Annotated in this window: 16 protein-coding genes and 1 pseudogene; 10 read left to right on the plus strand and 7 right to left on the minus strand. The window is 45.8% G+C overall.

What is annotated here, in order from left to right:
• Nucleotides 1-67: 67 nt before the first annotated feature.
• The gene (locus tag WFI24_RS28705) at nucleotides 68-1,075 is read left to right on the plus strand and encodes an ABC transporter substrate-binding protein (protein WP_336765338.1); all 1,008 of its coding nucleotides are present in this window, start codon (nucleotides 68-70) and stop codon (nucleotides 1,073-1,075) included.
• A gap of 50 nt (nucleotides 1,076-1,125) precedes the next feature.
• Complete coding sequence (locus WFI24_RS28710) at nucleotides 1,126-2,484, plus strand: LLM class flavin-dependent oxidoreductase (RefSeq protein ID WP_336765339.1); 1,359 nt, start codon at nucleotides 1,126-1,128, stop codon at nucleotides 2,482-2,484.
• 100 nt (nucleotides 2,485-2,584) lie between these two features.
• Here the strand turns inward: WFI24_RS28710 and WFI24_RS28715 are convergent, their stop codons facing one another.
• Nucleotides 2,585-3,532: an AraC family transcriptional regulator gene (locus WFI24_RS28715; RefSeq protein WP_336765340.1), complete on the minus strand. Its 948-nt coding sequence runs from the start codon at nucleotides 3,530-3,532 to the stop codon at nucleotides 2,585-2,587.
• Nucleotides 3,533-3,703: 171 nt separating this feature from the next.
• Here WFI24_RS28715 and WFI24_RS28720 point away from each other — a divergent pair, with 171 nt between their 5' ends.
• Entirely contained in the window at nucleotides 3,704-4,723 is a 1,020-nt protein-coding gene (locus WFI24_RS28720) for a glycoside hydrolase family 88/105 protein (RefSeq protein WP_145326245.1), read from the plus strand.
• A gap of 13 nt (nucleotides 4,724-4,736) precedes the next feature.
• Entirely contained in the window at nucleotides 4,737-6,917 is a 2,181-nt protein-coding gene (gnpA, locus tag WFI24_RS28725; protein ID WP_336765341.1) for a 1,3-beta-galactosyl-N-acetylhexosamine phosphorylase, read from the plus strand.
• A 98-nt stretch (nucleotides 6,918-7,015) separates the two neighbouring features.
• Here the strand turns inward: gnpA and WFI24_RS28730 are convergent, their stop codons facing one another.
• Nucleotides 7,016-7,951, minus strand: a complete 936-nt coding sequence (locus WFI24_RS28730; protein ID WP_336765342.1) for an alpha/beta hydrolase — start codon at nucleotides 7,949-7,951, stop codon at nucleotides 7,016-7,018.
• 161 nt (nucleotides 7,952-8,112) lie between these two features.
• Here WFI24_RS28730 and WFI24_RS28735 point away from each other — a divergent pair, with 161 nt between their 5' ends.
• The 3 genes from WFI24_RS28735 to WFI24_RS28745 all read left to right on the plus strand — a co-directional run bounded on the left by WFI24_RS28735 (nucleotide 8,113) and on the right by WFI24_RS28745 (nucleotide 11,540).
• Nucleotides 8,113-8,442: an ArsR/SmtB family transcription factor gene (locus tag WFI24_RS28735; RefSeq protein ID WP_062836296.1), complete on the plus strand. Its 330-nt coding sequence runs from the start codon at nucleotides 8,113-8,115 to the stop codon at nucleotides 8,440-8,442.
• Between the two features lie 167 nt (nucleotides 8,443-8,609).
• Nucleotides 8,610-10,385, plus strand: a complete 1,776-nt coding sequence (locus WFI24_RS28740; RefSeq protein ID WP_336765343.1) for a SulP family inorganic anion transporter — start codon at nucleotides 8,610-8,612, stop codon at nucleotides 10,383-10,385.
• A gap of 165 nt (nucleotides 10,386-10,550) precedes the next feature.
• On the plus strand, nucleotides 10,551-11,540 hold the full coding sequence (locus WFI24_RS28745; RefSeq protein WP_336765344.1) for a phosphotransferase: 990 nt from the start codon (nucleotides 10,551-10,553) through the stop codon (nucleotides 11,538-11,540).
• A 113-nt stretch (nucleotides 11,541-11,653) separates the two neighbouring features.
• Here the strand turns inward: WFI24_RS28745 and WFI24_RS28750 are convergent, their stop codons facing one another.
• The 4 genes from WFI24_RS28750 to WFI24_RS28765 form a co-directional block, all read right to left on the minus strand.
• Complete coding sequence (locus tag WFI24_RS28750) at nucleotides 11,654-12,643, minus strand: DUF4003 family protein (protein ID WP_336765345.1); 990 nt, start codon at nucleotides 12,641-12,643, stop codon at nucleotides 11,654-11,656.
• A 22-nt stretch (nucleotides 12,644-12,665) separates the two neighbouring features.
• On the minus strand, nucleotides 12,666-12,968 hold the full coding sequence (locus WFI24_RS28755; RefSeq protein ID WP_336765346.1) for a hypothetical protein: 303 nt from the start codon (nucleotides 12,966-12,968) through the stop codon (nucleotides 12,666-12,668).
• A 164-nt stretch (nucleotides 12,969-13,132) separates the two neighbouring features.
• The gene (locus WFI24_RS28760) at nucleotides 13,133-13,528 is read right to left on the minus strand and encodes a hypothetical protein (protein WP_336765347.1); all 396 of its coding nucleotides are present in this window, start codon (nucleotides 13,526-13,528) and stop codon (nucleotides 13,133-13,135) included.
• Between the two features lie 170 nt (nucleotides 13,529-13,698).
• On the minus strand, nucleotides 13,699-14,064 hold the full coding sequence (locus tag WFI24_RS28765) for a DUF6713 family protein (protein ID WP_336765348.1): 366 nt from the start codon (nucleotides 14,062-14,064) through the stop codon (nucleotides 13,699-13,701).
• Nucleotides 14,065-14,443: 379 nt separating this feature from the next.
• Between WFI24_RS28765 and WFI24_RS28770 the strand changes: the two are divergent.
• Both WFI24_RS28770 and WFI24_RS28775 read left to right on the plus strand, forming a co-directional pair.
• Nucleotides 14,444-15,819: pseudogene (locus WFI24_RS28770) on the plus strand (amino acid permease).
• A 224-nt stretch (nucleotides 15,820-16,043) separates the two neighbouring features.
• Entirely contained in the window at nucleotides 16,044-17,570 is a 1,527-nt protein-coding gene (locus WFI24_RS28775; protein WP_336765349.1) for an alpha/beta hydrolase family protein, read from the plus strand.
• Nucleotides 17,571-17,596: 26 nt separating this feature from the next.
• Here WFI24_RS28775 and WFI24_RS28780 read toward each other — a convergent pair whose 3' ends face one another.
• Nucleotides 17,597-18,580 (minus strand): MerR family transcriptional regulator, encoded by a 984-nt coding sequence (locus WFI24_RS28780; protein ID WP_336765350.1) that lies wholly within the window; start codon nucleotides 18,578-18,580, stop codon nucleotides 17,597-17,599.
• Nucleotides 18,581-18,791: 211 nt separating this feature from the next.
• On the opposite strand from WFI24_RS28780, the gene WFI24_RS28785 reads away from it, so the two are divergent.
• Nucleotides 18,792-19,694, plus strand: a complete 903-nt coding sequence (locus WFI24_RS28785; RefSeq protein WP_336765351.1) for an SDR family oxidoreductase — start codon at nucleotides 18,792-18,794, stop codon at nucleotides 19,692-19,694.
• The last annotated feature ends 57 nt before the right edge of the window (nucleotides 19,695-19,751 follow it).

Here is a 19,751-nt window from a genome sequence, read left to right on the forward strand (position 1 = left end):
TAATTCTCACTAAATCAATGGAATTAATGAGTTATAGAAAGAAGTCGTGTGGAGGAGGAGAAACAAGATGAAAAGAACATTAGGAATCCTTGTATTCGTAGGCTTGGTTAGTGGTGTTTTATCAGGCTGCTCAGATCCCAAGACCTCCGCAAAAAGTGGAGAAGATCAAATACTGCAGTATCAGTCTTCCCCTGGGAGTGTCTCTTTTCCAGAGCTGGCTGCAGATTTGGGTTACTTAGGGAATTTGAAGTTGGAATCCATAGGAGACAGCGTTGGGGGACCGGAAAGTATTCAATTAACGGCAACGAAACAAATTGATTTTGGTTCAGCATTTAATGGAGCTATTATCAAATCCTACTCCCAAAACGTAAAAATAAAGTCCGTCATCGGTTCATACGGCAGTGATGAACATACGTACATCGGAGCATATATCCTTGAGGGGACACCAATAAAGTCGGCTAAAGATTTTATCGGGAAGAAGGTAGGGGTGAATATTCTCGGTGCCCATCTGGAGTTTGTCCTCAAAGACTATTTACGGCAAGGAAATTTGACTGAGAAAGAAATTGAACAGGTCACTCTGGTGACGGTTCCAAGTTCAAGTGCGGAACAGGTTCTGCGGAATAAACAGATCGATGTGGTGTTGTTAAGTGGAATCGGCCGGGACCGGGCTTTGGCGACAGGCGGAATCACTGAAATTTTTAGAGATATTGATGTGTTTGGAACGGAGTTTACTGCGGGCGATTATTTCTTCAGTGAAGCGTATATCCGGGAGAATCCGAATACGGTGAAGCAATTTGTAGACGGGGTCGCCAAGGCCATTGATTGGGCCCAAACCACACCTAGGGAAGAAGTCATCACGCGGTTTGAGGATATTGTTAATAAGCGTGAACGAAAGGAAACGACAGAAAACCTTAAATATTGGAAGAGTACGGGCATTTCTGAAAAGGGCGGCGTAATCACTCCATCGGAATATGGAATTTGGATTGATTGGCTTGTCGCTAATGGCGAGCTAAAAGAAGGTCAACTGAAGCCGGAAGATTTATATACGAACGAATATAATCCATTCGCTAAATAATTTCTTATATTAAGTACTTGATAAAAATATGAATATAGGGAGTGGTTCGTATGATAAGAAAACAAATGAAATTAGGAGCTTTCATTAATCTGCCCGGACATCATGTAGCAAGCTGGCGTCATCCTTCTTCAGGTGCGGGTCGTGCATTTGATTTGGATTATTTAGCTGAAATCGCACAGACAGCTGAGCGTGGTAAATTCGATATGATATTTTTTGCTGACGTATTGGGTCAAAGGCTATCAGGAAATGCGCAATCATCATTGAAGCTGGACCCCGTTATTATTATTTCGGCACTCGCGGCAGTGACAAAAAATATTGGGTTAACGGCCACGTTGACGACGACCTATAACGATCCATACCATGTAGCGCGTAAATTTGCAGCTATTGATCATCTGTCCAAAGGACGTGCCGCCTGGAATGTAGTCACATCAGCCAACGAGGGTGAGGCTCTCCTGTTCGGTAAGGATAAACATTTGCAGCATGCGCTCCGCTATGAACGCGCAGAGGAATTTGTGGACATTGTCAAACAACTCTGGTTGTCCATAGAAGATGAGGCACTTGTCATTGATAAGGAAAAAGGACGGTATTTAGATATAGAGAAGGTTCATCCCGTTAACCATGAGGGAGCCTGGTTTAAGGTGCAGGGTTCGCTTGATTCCCCAACAACACCACAGGGGCATCCTGTGATTGTTCAGGCCGGATCTTCTGAATCTGGGAAAGAGTTAGCAGCCAAGACTGCGGAAGTTATTTTTACAGCTTGGCAAACACTTGAAGAAGCGCAAATATTTTATCGAGACGTCAAGGGACGGTTGGCTAAATATGGGCGTAAACCTGAGGACTTGAAAATCATGCCTGGTGTGTTTATTACGGTGGCTAAAACAGAGGCAGAAGCTTTATTGAAACAGCAGCAATTAAACAGCTATATTTTGCCTGAAGTAGGATTAGCATATTTGTCGGCTTTCACCAATATTGATTTGTCAGGGTATGATGTCGATGAACCGCTTCCGGAAGTGAGCTCCATTGAAGATGAGACCAATCCGCGAATCCGCTACAACATCATTCGTGAAATTGCCAAACGTGAGAATCTGCAATCGATACGTGAAATCTATGAGCGAATCGCAGGAGCACGCGGTCACCGGGAAATTGTAGGTACCCCTGAACAAATTGCGGATCAATTGGAAGAATGGTTTCTAAATGAAGGTGCAGATGGTTTTAATATTATGCCACCCCACTTCCCAGAGGGTTTTAACGATATTGTTGAATTAGTGATACCGGAATTACAGCGCAGGGGCTTATTCCGTACCGAATATGAAAGCAGTACCCTTCGAGGGAATTTAGGACTATCTGTGCCTGTGATTAAAATATTCGAAACGGCATTAACCGGCGCGAACACAGGAGAGAATGGTTAAGGAATGAACATCAACGCAACCTTTCGGGGTTGCGTTTTTTGATTGGGGAACTGGTGTGCCATCGATTTAGAGGGGGATCCTACTTTTCTGCCTCGTAGTCTTACATCCATCCCGTAAATTCCAATATGGACGCTTTTGCAGACTGTGCTTCGGAATGAGCCTCTTTGCGCCAGACTTTAGGCGATTCTCCCATCAGTTTGGAGAAGCAGCGGTTAAAGCTGGAGATGGATCGGAAGCCGACCTGCTCAGAGATGGACAGAATGGAGGCCTCCGTGCTTTTCAATCGCTTGCATGCCTCTTCAATCCGGGTGCTGTTCAGAAAATCGAGCGGTGTGGTTCCCATAATTTCATGGAACTTGCGGCGAAAATGCGTTGTACTCAGATGACACAGATCAGCGAGGTAATCGACGGTCACAGGCATCATATAGTTTTTGGTGATAAACTCCAGCACTGGTGAGATGACCAAGTCACCTTGGAGGTCACGTTCCCGTTCCTGATCCTGCGCTGACCAGCTCTCATTGCTCGCATGAATTCGAAGCAGTTCGATATATAGAGACATCAACAAGCCGTACGCGCTCTCCCGATAATAGGGGGACTGCTGCTTTATCTCTTCTACCACTGATGTTGCGAGCATGTGAATTTTGGGATACTGTTCCTTATTCAAAATACAATTGCTCCCCTGAATAGCCCATAAATTCGGTTCAATGTGACTTTGGGGTGTTTTGAGCGAATGACGGAAGAGCTCTTCCGGTGAAAAAAAGATATAGGCCCATAGGCTGGCGTTATTAGGTGAACTGTACGTGGTGTGCGGAAGATAGCGGGGAATGAACGTGACGTCGCCTGCCCGAAAAGGCACAGATTCTCCCTTAATCTCCATGATGCCTCCATCTGAATAACAGATACCAATCTCCATGTGGTTATGGAAATGAAGATGCTCACTCTTGATATCGGATATTCTCCAGCGGTCTCCACTGAGTAACAGGACAGGAAAATCAATGGGCAGGCTGTAGTGACGATATTCAATGACAGGTTTCTTCGGTTTGGGCATTTTCGAGGACTCCTATGTATAAATGATTGAAATTGCACAGTTTTGTTGCGAATATGCTTAGATTGAGACTATTTTACTGCGTACAATGGAATAAGTAAAGCGTTTACAAAAATGGACGGACACCTCTCAGGGCGCACTTGGGGGCGTGTGCGCAGGGAGAGGGGAATAACAATGCTTCAAGTGAAATATGACAGGGAACAGATTCTACACGTAATCGAGAACGTTACCAAGAAAACACTGGATATGGATCTGACATGGGATTGGCCCGGCGGAGTGGCTTATTATGGTGTATCCAGAGCCTATCAAACGACAGGCAACCAAGAGATTCTGGACAGGCTGGTGAAATGGGCAGACGAATATATCGAGCTGGGGCTGCCGAGTTGGACGGTAAATACATGTGCCATGGGCCATGTGCTCATCACTTTATATGAAGAAACCGGGGATCAGAAATATTGGGATATTGTCCTCAGCAAGGTCGATTATCTCCAGAATCATGCGCTTCGCTTTGGAGACAATGTGCTTCAGCATACGGTATCCGTTTCCAATGATTTTCCGGAACAGGCTTGGGCGGATACCCTGTTTATGGCGGCATTTTTCCTGCTCCGCGTAGGTAGTAAATTAAAAGACGAAGCCATGATTCAGGATGCGCTGAATCAGTATTACTGGCATATCAAATACCTGCAAGATCCGAGCAGCAGTCTGTGGTATCACGGCTATAACAATATCAATAAGGACCACATGTCCGGCTTTTACTGGGGAAGAGCGAACGCTTGGGGAGCCTATACGATGTCTCAAGTGAAACCGCAACTGAACGACTGGTATTTGTATCCGCAGTGTATGGATGTAGAGTGTGCCCTTCGTGATCAATTGGCGGCTCTCAAGCTGGTGCAAACCGAGAATGGCTTGTGGCGTACGGTTCTGGATGACGAAGATTCGTATGAAGAGGTATCGGCTTCCGCTGGCATTGCAGCAGCCATGATCAATAATGGCAATCCACTGCATACCAAATATGTGCAAAAGGCATTGGAAGGCATCCTGAGCAACATTAGCGAAGATGGACGCGTGCTTGGTGTATCTGGCGGTACAGCGGTGATGAAGGATCGGGATGGCTATCGCAATATTCCAAAAGACTGGATTCAGGGCTGGGGTCAGGGCCTGGCACTCGCTTTTCTGTCCGATATGTTGAGATAGGGAGGGAACCAAAATGTCCAAACCAACCAAAGGCTCCTTTACACTACCGGGAGAATCCGGATATGAGGCACTGACGCTGGAACTTGCCGATCGCTGGGGAGCCGATGTGATTCGAGACAGTGACGGTACAAAATTATCGGATGAAATTATCAATGCCGGATATGGTATCTATTCAACCATTTGCATTATTCGGGATCATAATGAGTGGGCATCCCGTAATCTAGATAAGCTGCAGCAATGTTTTCTCATTACGAATCCCAAGGTCGCTGTGCAAGATTATGTATCCATCTATCTGATGGAGGACTTCTTCGCTGATCAATTTAGGGTGAACGATTCGAAAGAAGCGTTTAAATATTGGCAGGTGTACGACCGAACGACTGGGGAAGAAGTTCCTAGAGGACAGTGGAATTATGAAAGGGAATCTGGCAATGTTGTCATTACTGGGGTTGCTCCTTGGCATAAATACACGGTGAGTTTCATGGTCTATCGGATATGGGAAGAGATTTCCATGTACAATCATACGACCAATAACTGGGACAAAGAGCATCTGATGCAGATTGACCCGATCTATACGGACACACAAACCTATCTGCTGGATTGGATGGAAAAGTGGTGCCAAGAGCATCCGGAAACAACGGTTGTACGTTTCACCTCCTTATTCTATAATTTCGCCTGGATCTGGGGCAGTGATGAGCGGAATCGCCATCTGTTCTCGGATTGGGGTTCATACGATTTCACGGTAAGTTCGAGAGCGCTGGATCTGTTTGCTCAGAAATATGGATACTCGCTCTCTGCCGAAGACTTTGTGAATGGCGGTAAATATCAGGTCACTCATATGCCTGCGGATCAGCGCAAACTGGACTGGATGGCATTTATCAATGATTTTGTGATTGAATTCGGTAAACAGTTGATTGATATTGTGCACAAACATGACAAGCTGGCGTATGTCTTCTATGATGACAGCTGGGTAGGCATGGAGCCTTACAATGATCGCTTTCAGGAATTTGGATTCGACGGCATGATCAAATGTGTTTTTTCCGGTTATGAGGCAAGAATGTGCTCGGGCGTTAAGGTGGATACCCATGAGATTCGATTACATCCATACTTGTTCCCTGTTGGTTTAGGCGGGCTTCCTACCTTCAAAGAGGGCGGGGATCCTACACTGGATGCGAAGAAATATTGGATTAATATCCGGCGTGCGCTGCTGCGTGAGTCGATTGACCGGATTGGACTGGGTGGATACTTGCATCTGGTTGAGCCTTACCCGGACTTTGTGGATTACATCGAGAAGATCGCTCATGAATTCAGGGGAATGAAAGAGCTGCATCAGGCTGGAAAGCCTTATCAGATCAAGACGAAGGTGGCCGTTCTGCATAGTTGGGGCAAGTTAAGATCGTGGACCTTGTCCGGTCATTTTCATGAAACACATATGCATGATCTGATTCATGTGAATGAGGCGTTATCCGGTTTACCGATCGAGGTTAAGTTCATTGATTTTGAAGATATTCGTCAGGGCGCATTGAAGGATGTGGATGTTGTCATTAATGCCGGTTCCGCTGGATCTGCCTGGAGTGGTGGAGAGCACTGGAAGGACCACCAATGTGTAGACATCCTGACCCAGTGGGTGTACGAAGGTGGTACCTTCATGGGCATTAACCAGCCTTCAGCGGCCCACGGGTACGACAACTTTTTCAGAATGGCGCATGTGCTTGGAGTAGATGAGGATACAGGTGCAAGAGTTGTTCATGGAAAATGGTCGTATGAGGTTCACGATGAACACGGCCTGGTGCCAGCAGAGGCTAATATATCGCCAAAAGGTAAAGGTAGTCTATATCTTACGGATGGAACAGCCAAGGTATTGCACGAGACAGATGGCAACATCACGTTGTCCACGCATGCCTTCGGAAAAGGCCAAGGAATCTATCTGTCTTCGTTCGAATTCAATTGGGAAAATACAAGATTGCTGCATAATCTCATTCGTTTTGCTGGTAATGAAGTCGGTGACACGAAGTATGTTCCGGATAACTTGTATACCGAGTGTGCCTATTATCCAGAGAGCAACATATTGGTTGTGATCAATAATAGCGATCAGGTTCAATCCACGACGATTGATACGGAGCATGGAAAACAAACCGTGGAATTAGATCCATATGATACGGTGATCAGCAAGATTGGTGATTTGAAATTAGTGTAGGACTGTCAGAGTGCCTACCATTGGTATATTTAAAATAAGCCCAGGTCTGCGGCGATTTAGCCGAGACGTGGGCCATTGCTATGACAGTGTCGATTTCGTTACGACATGGGCTCATTTGAGATAATGTCAATGATTTTGCGCTTAGCATCCTTGGCTTCAGGAATCGGATACAGTACGAAGACGTGATTCATTTTGGGATAAACAAAGGTGTTATGCTCAATACCTTGGTCCGTCAGCTTTTTATCCAGCTCCATGTTGTCAGGAAATAACCCTTCATGGGTTCCGATGAAGATGCTAATCTTGCCAAGCCCTTCGAAATCCCCGTAGATTGGACTAATCAGCGGGTCATCGAGCTGTTTATCGGCTGCCCAGATCCGCCGAATCACATCATACCCTTCCACAGCCAGCATGGGATCTCTGGTCTCATAGTCGAATATCACCGGGTTATCCAGAACCATATCGACACACGGCGATAATAGAATAATGTCTTTGGGCTGAGGAAGAGAATGCATCTTCAGGTAATGTGCAAGACTCAGCGAAATGTTCCCGCCAGCTGAATCTCCCATAATGGTTAGCTGCAACGGACTTTTGATGGATGCGATGATATCTCGATACAGATTTAGAAGTTTGGGATACGTATGCTGATAGTTGAAGTGAGGCAATTTGGGATAGATGGGAGCGATCACTTTGGCATTCAGTGCCTGAGCTATATGATCCATGAACTTCCAATGGAAGGATAACGGTTGATGCGTATGGGCACCTCCATGGATATAGAAAATCACCCGTTGTTCGGGGGAACCCTGGTCATTCAAAGTAAATACTTGCATGTCCTCATAGGAACGCTCCTTCGTAGGCGAAGTTAATTTAACTTTACCTAACTGATAGGGCTTAATATTCTCAACGCCCATGTGCTCCAGATGTTTCTGTGTATGTTCTCGTGTTGATAAATTCTTCTTGGTATCTAATGTTCCGATGTATTTTTCGAATAGGTAGCTCGTTACAGAGCGTCTTTTATTATATATTTGTATGCTCATTTGAGGTTCGCCCTTTCTTAGATGAATTCCGATATGTACAGTATAAAGGTTGAAGTATACTTCAAGGTCAAGGCTGATTCCTGTACATAAAATGAAATATTTGATCACATCTATGTTATGATCTTTATATATTCAAAAGTTTGAATGAAGGGGTATAACGTATGAATCAGAGCATACAACAGTTTAAAGCGGATTTTTTCAAAGCCTTGGCTCACCCCATGCGGATTCAGATTCTGGAGTTGCTGAGTGAAGGGGCGAAGAACGTCAATGAGTTGCAAAGTATCCTGGGGTCAGAAGGCTCCGCCGTTTCGCAACAATTAGCTGTATTACGCAGCAAAAATGTTGTGCAGGGATTGAAAGAAGGGACTACGGTCATATACTCTCTGCGGGACCCTTTGATTAAAGACTTGCTGGAGGTTGCCAAACAGATCTTTGACAATCATCTGGTCGATGCCATTTCCATGTTGGAAGATATCCGAAAAGAAACATAAACATGCTAAACAAGAGGAACCGGAAATAAGTTCAGGTAACTTCTTGTTTTTTGCATGTAATCAACGTCTCAGGTGTGAGCATTACGATTGACAGAGTGCTCGCAGGGGCGTAGTCTTCTTATTATATTCAAATATTCAAATATATAAAGAAAAGAAGGTTAAGTCAGATGAAATGGTCGGGGAGATATGCAGGATATAACGGTTCTGCTTTTCGTAAGGATCTGTTATCGGGGCTAATTGTAGGTATCATTGCGATTCCACTCGGGATGGCGTTTGCTATCGCATCCGGCGTCAAACCGGAGTATGGCTTGTACACAACGGTGATCGCTGGGATTTTAATTTCCTTGCTGGGTGGGTCGAAGTTCCAGATTGGCGGGCCGACGGGGGCATTCATTCCGATCCTCTTTGCCATTGTGATGCAGTATGGATATGAGAATTTATTGATTGCCGGAATCATGGCCGGATTGATGCTTGTATGTATGGGGCTGTTTAAACTTGGGGCGTTAATCAAGTTTATCCCGCGACCTGTGACTATTGGTTTTACGGCGGGTATCGCCGTCATTATTTTCAGTGGTCAGATCGCTAATTTCCTGGGACTCAGCGGCATTGAGAAACATGAAGATTTTTGGTCCAATATGAAAGAAATCGGAATGCATATCTCAACCGTTAATATATATAGTTTGCTGACAGCAGGCAGTTGTCTGGCTGTTATTCTGCTTGTGCCGAGGTTTGCGCCTAAGGTGCCTGCGTCACTGGTAGGTTTGGTTCTATCGACAGTTGTTGCAGCTTTGTTTTTTGAAGGGCAGGTGGCTACGATCGGATCGTCCTTTGGCGCTATACCTAACTCCTTGCCTCAGTTTCAGGTGCCAGCGATCACTTGGGAGCGAATCGTGAGCTTACTGCAACCGGCTTTTGTTATCGCTATGTTGGGCGGAATTGAATCGTTACTGTCTGCTGTTGTTGCTGATGGCATGACTGGAAGTCGACATAACAGTAATCGAGAGTTAATTGGGCAGGGAATCGCTAATGTGGTAGCCCCGCTATTCGGTGGCATTCCTGCAACAGGAGCGATTGCACGTACGGCTACGAATATTAAATCCGGGGCTGTATCACCATTGTCGGGGATTATTCATGGCATCGTGGTTCTACTGGTACTTGTTCTGTTCGCACCGTATGCTTCCCATATTCCACTTGCCAGTATGGCTCCCGTCCTGATGATGGTTGCCTGGAATATGAGTGAACGGAGGTCGTTCATGTATGTTATGAAAACCAAAACGAGCGACTCGCTTGTTCTGATGACCACCTTCCTACTCACCGTATTCACGAGTTTAACGACAGCTGTAGAGGTTGGGCTGATTCTGGCGGTCCTTTTATTTGTTAAGCGGATGAGTGAGATGATGAAGGTTGCCAAAGTGCTGCCCGATCCCAATCATAAACATGAGAAAGTCATGGCGCATATGGTTCGGAAAGGACATGATTGTCCGCAAATAAGTCTGTATACGATTGAAGGCCCGTTATTCTTTGGTGCAGCGGATAGGTTTGAGGAGTCGGTCATGGATTCGATTCATCGGCGGCCAGGTATTTTGCTGTTGCGCATGGGCAAGGTGCCCTTTATGGATACGACAGGTGAGTCCAATCTGGCCCATGTGGTCAAACACATGGAGAGATCTGGGGGAAGGGTTTTATTTTCAGGCATTCAGACGCAACCTCTTGAGATGCTGAAGAGAACGGGATTGGTTGAAAAAATCGGTACGGATCATATGTTTGAACACACGGGTGAAGCTATCCATTTTGCATTAAAGCATCTGGATAATCAGAAGTGCAGGGGATGCAAACATTTTGCCTTTCGTGAATGTATTGCATTGTCGAGCGCTGATGCCGATTCAGAGTCAAAGAGGACGCTCAGATCTGGAAATCAAGTCCATACAAATACCCCTGTTTAATCGGATGAATAGAGAAGAGTTATAGGATTATAACCTTATTTTGTGAGATTAAAATATATATTCTGGAAAATAGATTAAAAATATACTATGTTATAGATTGGGCGGTGAATAGGTGTCATCAATCTTGTAAAAAGAAATCGTATATTAATCTAAAGGAGCATATGTATGTCCACTCAACCGACTGCTTTGCGTTCAGTGCTTAACCCCAGGTACCTGGAGTCTGCATTGACTGATCAGTATGACATTGGAACGTGGGAAGAATGTTTGTTTTGGCTCAGAGGATTGAATGATACATATCGCGTACGCACATCGAAAGGTTTGTATATTCTGCGAATCTACCGTACTGAAATTACGGAGGCAGATGTTCAGTACGAGCTGTCGTTATTGTCTCAACTGAAGAACGTTCTAGCTTCTGCGGAACACACCGACATTGGGGAATATATCGAGAAGAAAGATCATACGGGTTATACTGTGCTGGACGTTGCGGAAGGCAAGCGGATGGCTGTGATGTTTAGGTACATTGAGGGTACGGAAAATAACCTGGAGAATGAAGAGTCCTGTTACGCTTTTGGTCAATCTGCGGCTGAATTGCATAAGGCTATGGATCAGGTGACCGTGGAGCTGCCACGATATGAGCTGGATCTGAAGTTTCTTATAGACGAACCTCTGGTGCGAATCATCGACTATATTGGTGAGAACAATGAAGCAGCAGCATTTCTTCAAACGTTTGCGAGAACATTAAAAGAGCGCATTGTTGCCGTCTCTAATCAAGTTCTCGACTTCGGCTTGTGTCATGGCGATATGCAGGGGAATAACAATGCGTTTCAACAGGAGCATCAGTTCATCCATTATGACTTCGAATGGGCAGCTAATGGCTGGCGTGCCTATGATTTAGCTCAAGTGAAAGCTCGAAAGAGGCAGTCCGGTGAGCAAAAAGAAGCGTTATGGAAAGCACTGATGGCGGGATATCGTTCAGTCAGAAGGTTCTCTTCGGAAGATGAGCAGGCGGTCGATCTCTTTATTATCGCTCGCCGATTCTGGGTAATGGGTCTGGATGTTGCCTTTATTGAGAGTGATATGGGTGCGCTGGACTATGGTTCGGATTGGCTGGATAGTTTCGTGGAAGAGTTCCGGGATACGGGGATTATATCATAGCGAATGATGAACATTATTTTAGGTGTAGGCTTGAATGCTTTAAGACCCTTCCGAGTGAACTTAAACTCGGGAGGGTCTTTTTCAACTCATAATGAAGGTAACATGGTCACTTGTTAGTTAGATGATGAAGAAGCGGCTGCAGCCGATGCTGCGGCAGCTGCGGCCATGGCGGCCTGCTGGGCGATAATAATATTCGTGATACTGGTTGAGATCGCCGAAGTAAGAACACCGTTTCGCAGATTCTCCACATATTGAATGGCTATCAACGCAGAGGAGAACAGGAGCAATTCCTGTTTGTCGATCGACCAGCCACCGAAGCCCTTTTGAGTTCGTAACCAGTCCTGTGTTTCGACGATTTGATCCACTAATGAATCTCTGTCAGAAGGCAACAGGGAGAGTATTCCGAGAGAGGATAACGTGTACGTTTTGTCCATTCGGAGATTCCTTTTGCGAAAAGCTTCATTTAAAGCAATCACACGACCGCTTGCATCCGGGGTGTCATCTCCAAGAACCAACACCTGTGTTAACGCCTGCACGCTGTTTCTGGAGGAGAACTCCGGTTTTAATTCGCGGTAAAGTTGTTCCATGCGTACCACACCGGAATCCACGTCGAGATCGGAAAGGGCTAACATGGCAGCAAAAATGTAGTCATCCTGCCCAGTAAGGAAACGATGCTCTGCTTTCATGCCGTCGTAAAATGATTTGGCCCGCTCCACCATATGCTGAAACTGGTCAGGTGACGCCTGAGTAGCAATCTGATAGGCAGCAATAACCAGATAGTCGGAGTTGCGGAATTTGATCTCTTTCATCAAGTCATAGACATGTAAGGTGTCTGCCAGCTTCGTGTCTTCATCCGCGGTAAGAGAGAGCATGGCAGCAATGCTAATGGCAGAATTACCTCTGAATGAAGAGAAGAGTTTCGTGTTTTGCTTAATCAACTCATGGCTCTGGCGAATGGCTTCCCCATCAACAACTTTATTCTCCGTTGCATAGAGCAAAGCGGCCAGACGGTGCATCATCGCATGTTGCCATTTGAACGACTTCTTCATAATCTGGGTGTTGGAAACGAATAGTTCTAAGCGTTCCGTATGATGTTGTTGCATAGGCATACCTCCATGCTCATTATTATTTTGCAGATCCCGGTTTCATGATCAGATTACCTTCACGCTGCAACATCAGTTCCTCCAATGCCTTGAAGCTGCTGGATTCGGGGTGTAGCCATATTTCTTCGATACCTTGATGCTCGTGGAAGGGGCTTAAACTGGATACAGGGACAAAGTTGGCATCCAAAACCTTTAAATGATGCAACTGTGCTACATATGTAATATCGGCCAGTTTCTTGGGAGCGATTAAGTGGATTTTTTCTACATCAGGAAAGGCTGAAGCTGCTTCGTCTACGATGACATATTTTGATTTGGCGTAATCCACGTTACTACCTCCATTTAAAAAAAAAAATATAATAAGTTATTGAATCTTCAGTACCCTTTAATTCAAGGTGTGTCACTTCCACAGACAAGAGAGTCTAGTTGTTGAATATAAAAAGACCGCTATTAGCGGTCGTAGGTTAGATTGACCAGTGATATAGGTCTGAACTAATTGAAAGAAATCGAGTAGGCTACGTTAGGGTATGCCGTCGTCGAACCTGGAACACGTTCTACTACAGTGATCAACGTTCCAGGGTTATAATAGGCTGAACCGCCGAAGTAAATGTTTTTGTTTACGATGGCTGTACCGAGGTCCAGTGTCGTATTATTGTAGCTCCAGTAATAGTGCAGTTGAAGGGTATTGGCTGCATTTGTTGTGACTTTCACGCTGGTCCCCGTCGTTTTGGCATTAGGAAGAATGTAGGCGTATCCTTGTCCGGCAGAGAGCGCATTGGAATAACTGCCACCATAGCTTACGATGGCGGGATTAGCGGAAGCGGTCAGGCTAAACAAAAGGGAGATACCTAGAATAAGTGCAAAAAATGTGCTAATGCGTTTTTTCATAGAATGCCCATCCTCTCAAAAATGAAGTGTTTTTATAGTTTAACTCGATGTAAACCAAAAACCTTTTCGAAACGGATTGGAGCCCCTCCTTATTCAGTTTATGTTAGCGCTAACATTACTAACGGCTATACTATATACCAATAAAATACAGTTGTAAATAGTGGATCAGATCAGATCATCAGGAGTATCAAATGAATTAAAGCGATCATTCCCATAGGGTAGATCAACGATCTGGAGAAGCCATTCTTAAATTCATTTCGAGGATGCTTCTCGAAAAAGAAGTGCAACACGGTATGTATGATGAAAAAAATATCTATCACCCAAAATGTAATGGTCTGATACGAGCTAAAAAGTAGAGAAAGAATGATCGTGTACATAGGTAAATGAATCCAAGTGAAATACCTGTAGGCTTTATCATCTTCCATATCTTTTAACACCATAAACAATTTCCATTCGGATCGCCTGATGGCATCCATTTCATGAAGCAGAAATAAAGATAGATTAAACAAAAATAAGACGAGTAAAAAGTCAGGCATGTAGAGCCTCCCATTATTCAATTTTATACAGGCAGGTCAATAGCGAACAAGTCACTTACGGTATTGCGACCCAAATATACAATACGTGAGTTGTCCTTTGGGGGTTCCTGCAACCTCCCTGTGGAGTCATGTATAAGAAAGTCTCTGTCACGTTGCGTACACAACGCTGCTGTGAATTGTTGAATGAGCTGTCTGCCATATTCATTAAGCGGTTATCCTATACCTATATGTGTAGTGAATCCGCTTCCTTACATTCCTTGTTATATTACTGGGGCACATCTCGTACAATTTGGTGAAGCAATTCTGCATTGCGTTAATGTGAACGTTTAAATTAGAAAATTACATCAGGAAGCTGTACACAAGAAAAGGGGAGAATCGTTTGGAATCAAAGCAACTATCTAGAGGGCTAAAACCCCGCCATGTAGAGCTGATTGCACTCGGAGGTACAATCGGCGTTGGTTTGTTCATGGGATCGGCGAAACGATCAAATGGGCAGGTCCATCCGTGCTGCTGGCTTATTTACTGGCCGGTATCGTTATCTTTTTTGTCATGCGCATTATGGGGGAAATGTTGATTCAGGAGCCAGTCACGGGTTCGTTTGCTACATTTGCTCACAAATATATTAGTCCGCTTGCCGGATTCCTGACGGCCTGGAGCTATTGGTTCCTGTGGGTTACGGTCGGTATGGCGGAGGTTACGGCGATCGGAATCTATGTCGGGTATTGGTTCCCGGATATTCCACAGTGGTTGCCCGCCCTCGTTGGGGTGCTGATCATTGCAGCAGCAAATCTGGTAGCCGTGAAGTTCTATGGGAATTTGAATTCTGGTTTGCGATGATTAAGGTGACTGCCATTGTGGCCATGATCGTGATCGGAACCGGGCTCATCTTCTTCGGTTGGGGGAATGGGGGGCAGGCGATTGGTCTGTCGAATCTGTTCAGCCATGGTGGCTTCTTTCCCGGAGGTCTCAAAGGTATCCTCTTCGCGCTGTGTATTGTAACGGCTGCCTATCAAGGGGTGGAAATGGTCTGTATTACAGCAGGCGAAGCGGAGAATCCGAAATACACCTTGCGTAAAGCCATCAAAAACATGTGTGGCGTATTCTTATTTTCTACGTTGGTGCCATATTCGTTATCGTAACCTTGTACCCTTGGAATGAAGTAGGAGAAACGGGCAGCCCGTTTGTACTTACTTTTGCCAAAGTCGGCATTGTTGCTGCAGCGGGAATCATCAACTATGTGGTGCTCACGGCGGCCATGTCGGGATGCAACAGCGGGATCTACAGTGCGGGACGGATGTTATACACACTGGCGGAGAATGGACAGGCACCTGCCTTTTTCAAAAAGCTGTCCAAAGGCGGGGTCCCTCGCAACAGTATCGTCATTACGATCTCTTTACTGCTGATTGGGGTTGTGCTGAACTATCTGATGTCAGACTCCAAGCTGTTCCTGTACATCTATAGCGCAAGTGTTCTTCCGGGCATGGTTCCATGGTTCGCGCTGGCGTTCAGTCAGTTCCGATTCAGAAAGCGTTGGGGCAACGAGATGGCGATCATAATTTCAAGTCCAAATGGTTCCCGATCAGCAATTACATCATTATTGTGTATCTGATTCTCGTCATTATCGGTATGGCGTTTAACCCGGATACGCGCTTGCCCCTGATTGTTGGAGCTACGTTTATGGCCATCGTGGTGGCTGGATATTTCGCATTTGGTATCGGGAAAAGACAACGGATAGATGGCGGCGAAGATCGCTAGTCTCGTATTCCAAAGTCAATTTATATTCTAATATTATACGTGCATTCCTTGAAACGATTGGAGAACCTGCGGGTGATTCAGCGTCATTCAGGGAGTGCATTTTTTTTCGTAAAATTCATCCTTGAATCTCCTGTAACTGGAGGTTTTAAGATTGGAGGTAGAAGAGCTGCCGCAAATAGTATCATTCCAATTCTTTTCGCGGCAGAAAGGGAGGCTTTAAGCATATGAGGACAATTGAATGGCTTTATCTTATTTTCAACCTGCTTATATTCGTGGGGGGAATTGGGATTGGGAGACAGAATCATAAGTTTCGGATAATGGCATGGGGTGGGTTCGCCATATCGGGTGTGTTGTTAATCATCCATAGTGTGGTGGAAGGACTACGTTGGCCGATGATTCCAGCGTATCTGCTCACGTTGGTTCCACTGGCAGTGTTATTTACAAAAGCAAGACGCCAGCAACAGTCAGGTGCAACCTTCCTAGATAGTAAACGTTCAGAGGTATCCACTACCCCATCGACTGTGGCGGGGAAATTCGGACGTGTTCGAATCATTACAACGTCTCTGCTAGTTTTGGTATACGCTGTTGTAAGCATTGGCTTGCCGCTGCTGTTCCCGGTGTTTTCGTTTGCCAAGCCAGCAGGTCCCTATGGAATCGGAACGGTATCCTACGACTGGACAGATAGCAGCCGGGAGGAATTAATGACGAGTACCAGGGAAAAACGCGAGCTGATGGTACAGATCTGGTATCCAACGAATCCAGACGCAGAGGGCCAAGCAGCCCCTTATGTTAATAAGCCGGAGATCTACGGGACAGCCTTCAATGAAGTGCTGAAGCTACCAAAGCTTTTATTTTCCAGTCTGAGTCAGGTTAGAACACATGCGATTCAGGAAGCACAATTATCTGATGCCGAAGCCGAGTATCCGGTTGTTCTTTTCTCCCATGGTCTGCATGGGTATGAAAATCAGAATACGTTCCAGGTCGAGCAGCTGGTCAGTCAAGGTTACATTGTCGTAGGCATCAATCACACGTATAGCAGTCTGGTGTCTGTATTCCCGGATGGACGTGTGGCGCAGTTTGAATCCGAAGGGAAAAAAGGCTTTGAGCAGCTGCAGTTCAGTTACATGGACAAGTTGAATGAGACATGGGTGAAGGATGCACAGTTCGTACTGGATGAGGTGGAGAAGTTGGCTGAGGGAGACCCAAGTGGACGCTTTACCGGACATATGGATCTGGACAACATCGGCATGTTTGGGCATTCATTTGGCGGAGCAACGACAGTACAGATGTTAATGGATGATCCGCGTGTGAAAGCAGGCATGAATATGGACGGCGTATTGTTTGGCGAGAAGCGTATTCCTGCCGAAGGTGTAGGCAAGCCATTCCTGATGATGAGTGCAGACTCAACCGTTGCAGGCACAAGTGTCATGAGTGACGAAGAGATTGTTGCGATGGGCACAACTCGTCCGGAAGCCGAGAAGTACTATGAGGAAGTGTACTGTCGCTATGAACCGGTAACCGCAGGAGGGAACTACTGGATGGAGCTGAACAACACCAAACATCTGAGTTTCTCCGATCTCTACCTGATCTCTCCACTGCTTGAATGGATGCAGGGTGTAGATGCGCGGGGGACACAACAGTTGATCAACGATACGACGATTGATTTCTTCAACCACTACTTGAAAGGGCAACCGCTCCATATGGACAAGGAAGTGGGAGAGCACGAATCCTATTCGTTAAAAAAAGGCTAAACATAAAAATGGAAGGAGACTGAGGTTCAGTCTTCTTCCATTTGTTGTAATCGTAACTGCATGCCCTCCTGCAACAGGTTAATGCCATCTACAATCTGGCTCCATTCAGGATTCATCACCTTGCACAGTTTGTTAAAACGCAGAATGCGATCCGTCACGGAGTCCAGCATGTATTGAGCCTGTTTGCGAAAAAATACTTCAGGTGCTTCCGCATGCTCGACACTTGCATACATCAACACAAAGTCCCACACCATGCTTTGCACAGCAGGGCTATCGATGGCCCAACGTTTGTCCAGCGCTTCGGCAGTGCGAATGCGAATTGCTTCCATTTTCTTTACCCAGACGTCTGCTTCGACTTGTGGCTGATTCGCCATAATGAAGAAGGGAACCTCCAATCGAGCCAGATCGGCCCAATAGGCCGGATCATTGATCAGTTCCTGAATTTCCTTCCAGGCCAGTGTCTGCTGGGCCGTCAGTTTCGTATCTTTCATCATGTATTTATCGAAAAAGTGCAGGAACGAAACTCTCCAATCCTGCGGAATGCTGTCCAGTAGATGAGATTCGTCCACCTTGGCAGCAACGAATTGTTTTCGACTGCTCGCATGGGCCGTTAGGGATTCAACCAGACTGGAGATATAGGTGAGAGACTCATCCGAGTGCAGTGAAGTTTCTTCTTCATGCTGCTTCGCTTGTTGCAAAATGGAGAGCATGGAATTCATCGTGCCGATCTGGGTTTCCAAGGCTTCAATCTGCAGATCCAGCGCCTGTGCTACTGCCAGTTCACCAGACATGAGCTTTCGAATATCCGGTATGCTGAAATTCAGATAACGAAGCGTTGTAATGAGTTCGAGTTGCCATAGGTCTTGTGTTGTATAGAGTCGATGCCCGCCTTCCGTATGACTGGAGGGTTGTAACAGTTCAATCTCATCGTAATAACGGATCGTTTTCACCGTGGAGCCGATCAGTTTGGCTGCTTCACCGATGGAATAGGGTTCTTTGTTTGCATTCAACGAGATCACCTCATGTTCTATTATACAATCTCCGGTTAGGGGAGATTCAATCCCGGAATAGTTGCCAAGGAAATGCAGCAGGTTCAGTTTAAATTCCACCCATCTCGGTTACAAAGAAAAGAGTGCAACTTTTACGCAAATTAAATTCACAACAAATAAAAATATGTTTATACGATGGGTATCGTGTAAATCCCCGAGGAGGAAATTGAACATGGCGAATCAAGACCAGCACACCATGCAAGATCCAACGACCCAATATCCGAAGGCTACACCAGAGTGGAAACAGCAACAGGATGAGCCGGGACTCCAGCGTGAGATGACTCCTGTTCCCGATGCGGGTGAGAAAAGTTATAAAGGCAGCGGACGTCTAACAGGACGCAAAGCGGTTGTGACCGGAGCCGACAGCGGAATTGGTCGGGCGGCAGCGATTGCTTTTGCCCGTGAAGGTGCAGATGTTGTTCTGGCATATCTGCCCGAAGAGGAAGCAGATGCGCAGGAAGTCGTTAAGCTGATTGAGGAAGCTGGGCGGAAAGCGATCAAGATGCCAGGTGACCTGAAGGATGAGAAATACTGCGAGGAACTCATTGAATCTGCGGTAAAAGAGCTTGGCGGGATTGATATCCTTGCTAACGTGGCGGGTAAGCAGCAGTTTGTGGAGCAGATTGCGGATCTGACCACTGAGCAATTCGATGCGACGTTCAAAACGAATGTCTATTCCATGTTCTGGCTCTGCAAAGCAGCTGTGAAACACATGAAGCCGGGCAGCTCCATTATCAACACGTCTTCCATTCAAGCGTATAGTCCTTCCCCAATCCTCTTGGATTATGCTACTACGAAGGCGTCGATCAATACGTTCAGCAAAGCATTGGCTCAACAGGTGGGTAGCAAAGGAATTCGTGTCAACGTTGTTGCTCCAGGTCCAGTTTGGACACCGCTTCAGGTCGTGGGTGGACAACCAGTTGAGAAGCTGGCTGAGTTTGGCTCCAATACACCGCTTGGCCGTGCAGGACAACCTGCTGAGATGGCTCCAGCCTTTGTGTTCCTGGCGAGCCAGGAATCCAGCTATGTGAGCGGCGAGACACTGAATGCTAACGGCGGTACAGTTAGTCCGTAAACGTTGAATATACAAGGCCTATGGATCATACATGACCGGCGATTATAGGCCAGTTAA

It is taken from the genome of Paenibacillus sp. USHLN196 (assembly GCF_037144955.1).
Lineage (GTDB): Bacteria > Bacillota > Bacilli > Paenibacillales > Paenibacillaceae > Paenibacillus > Paenibacillus xylanexedens_C.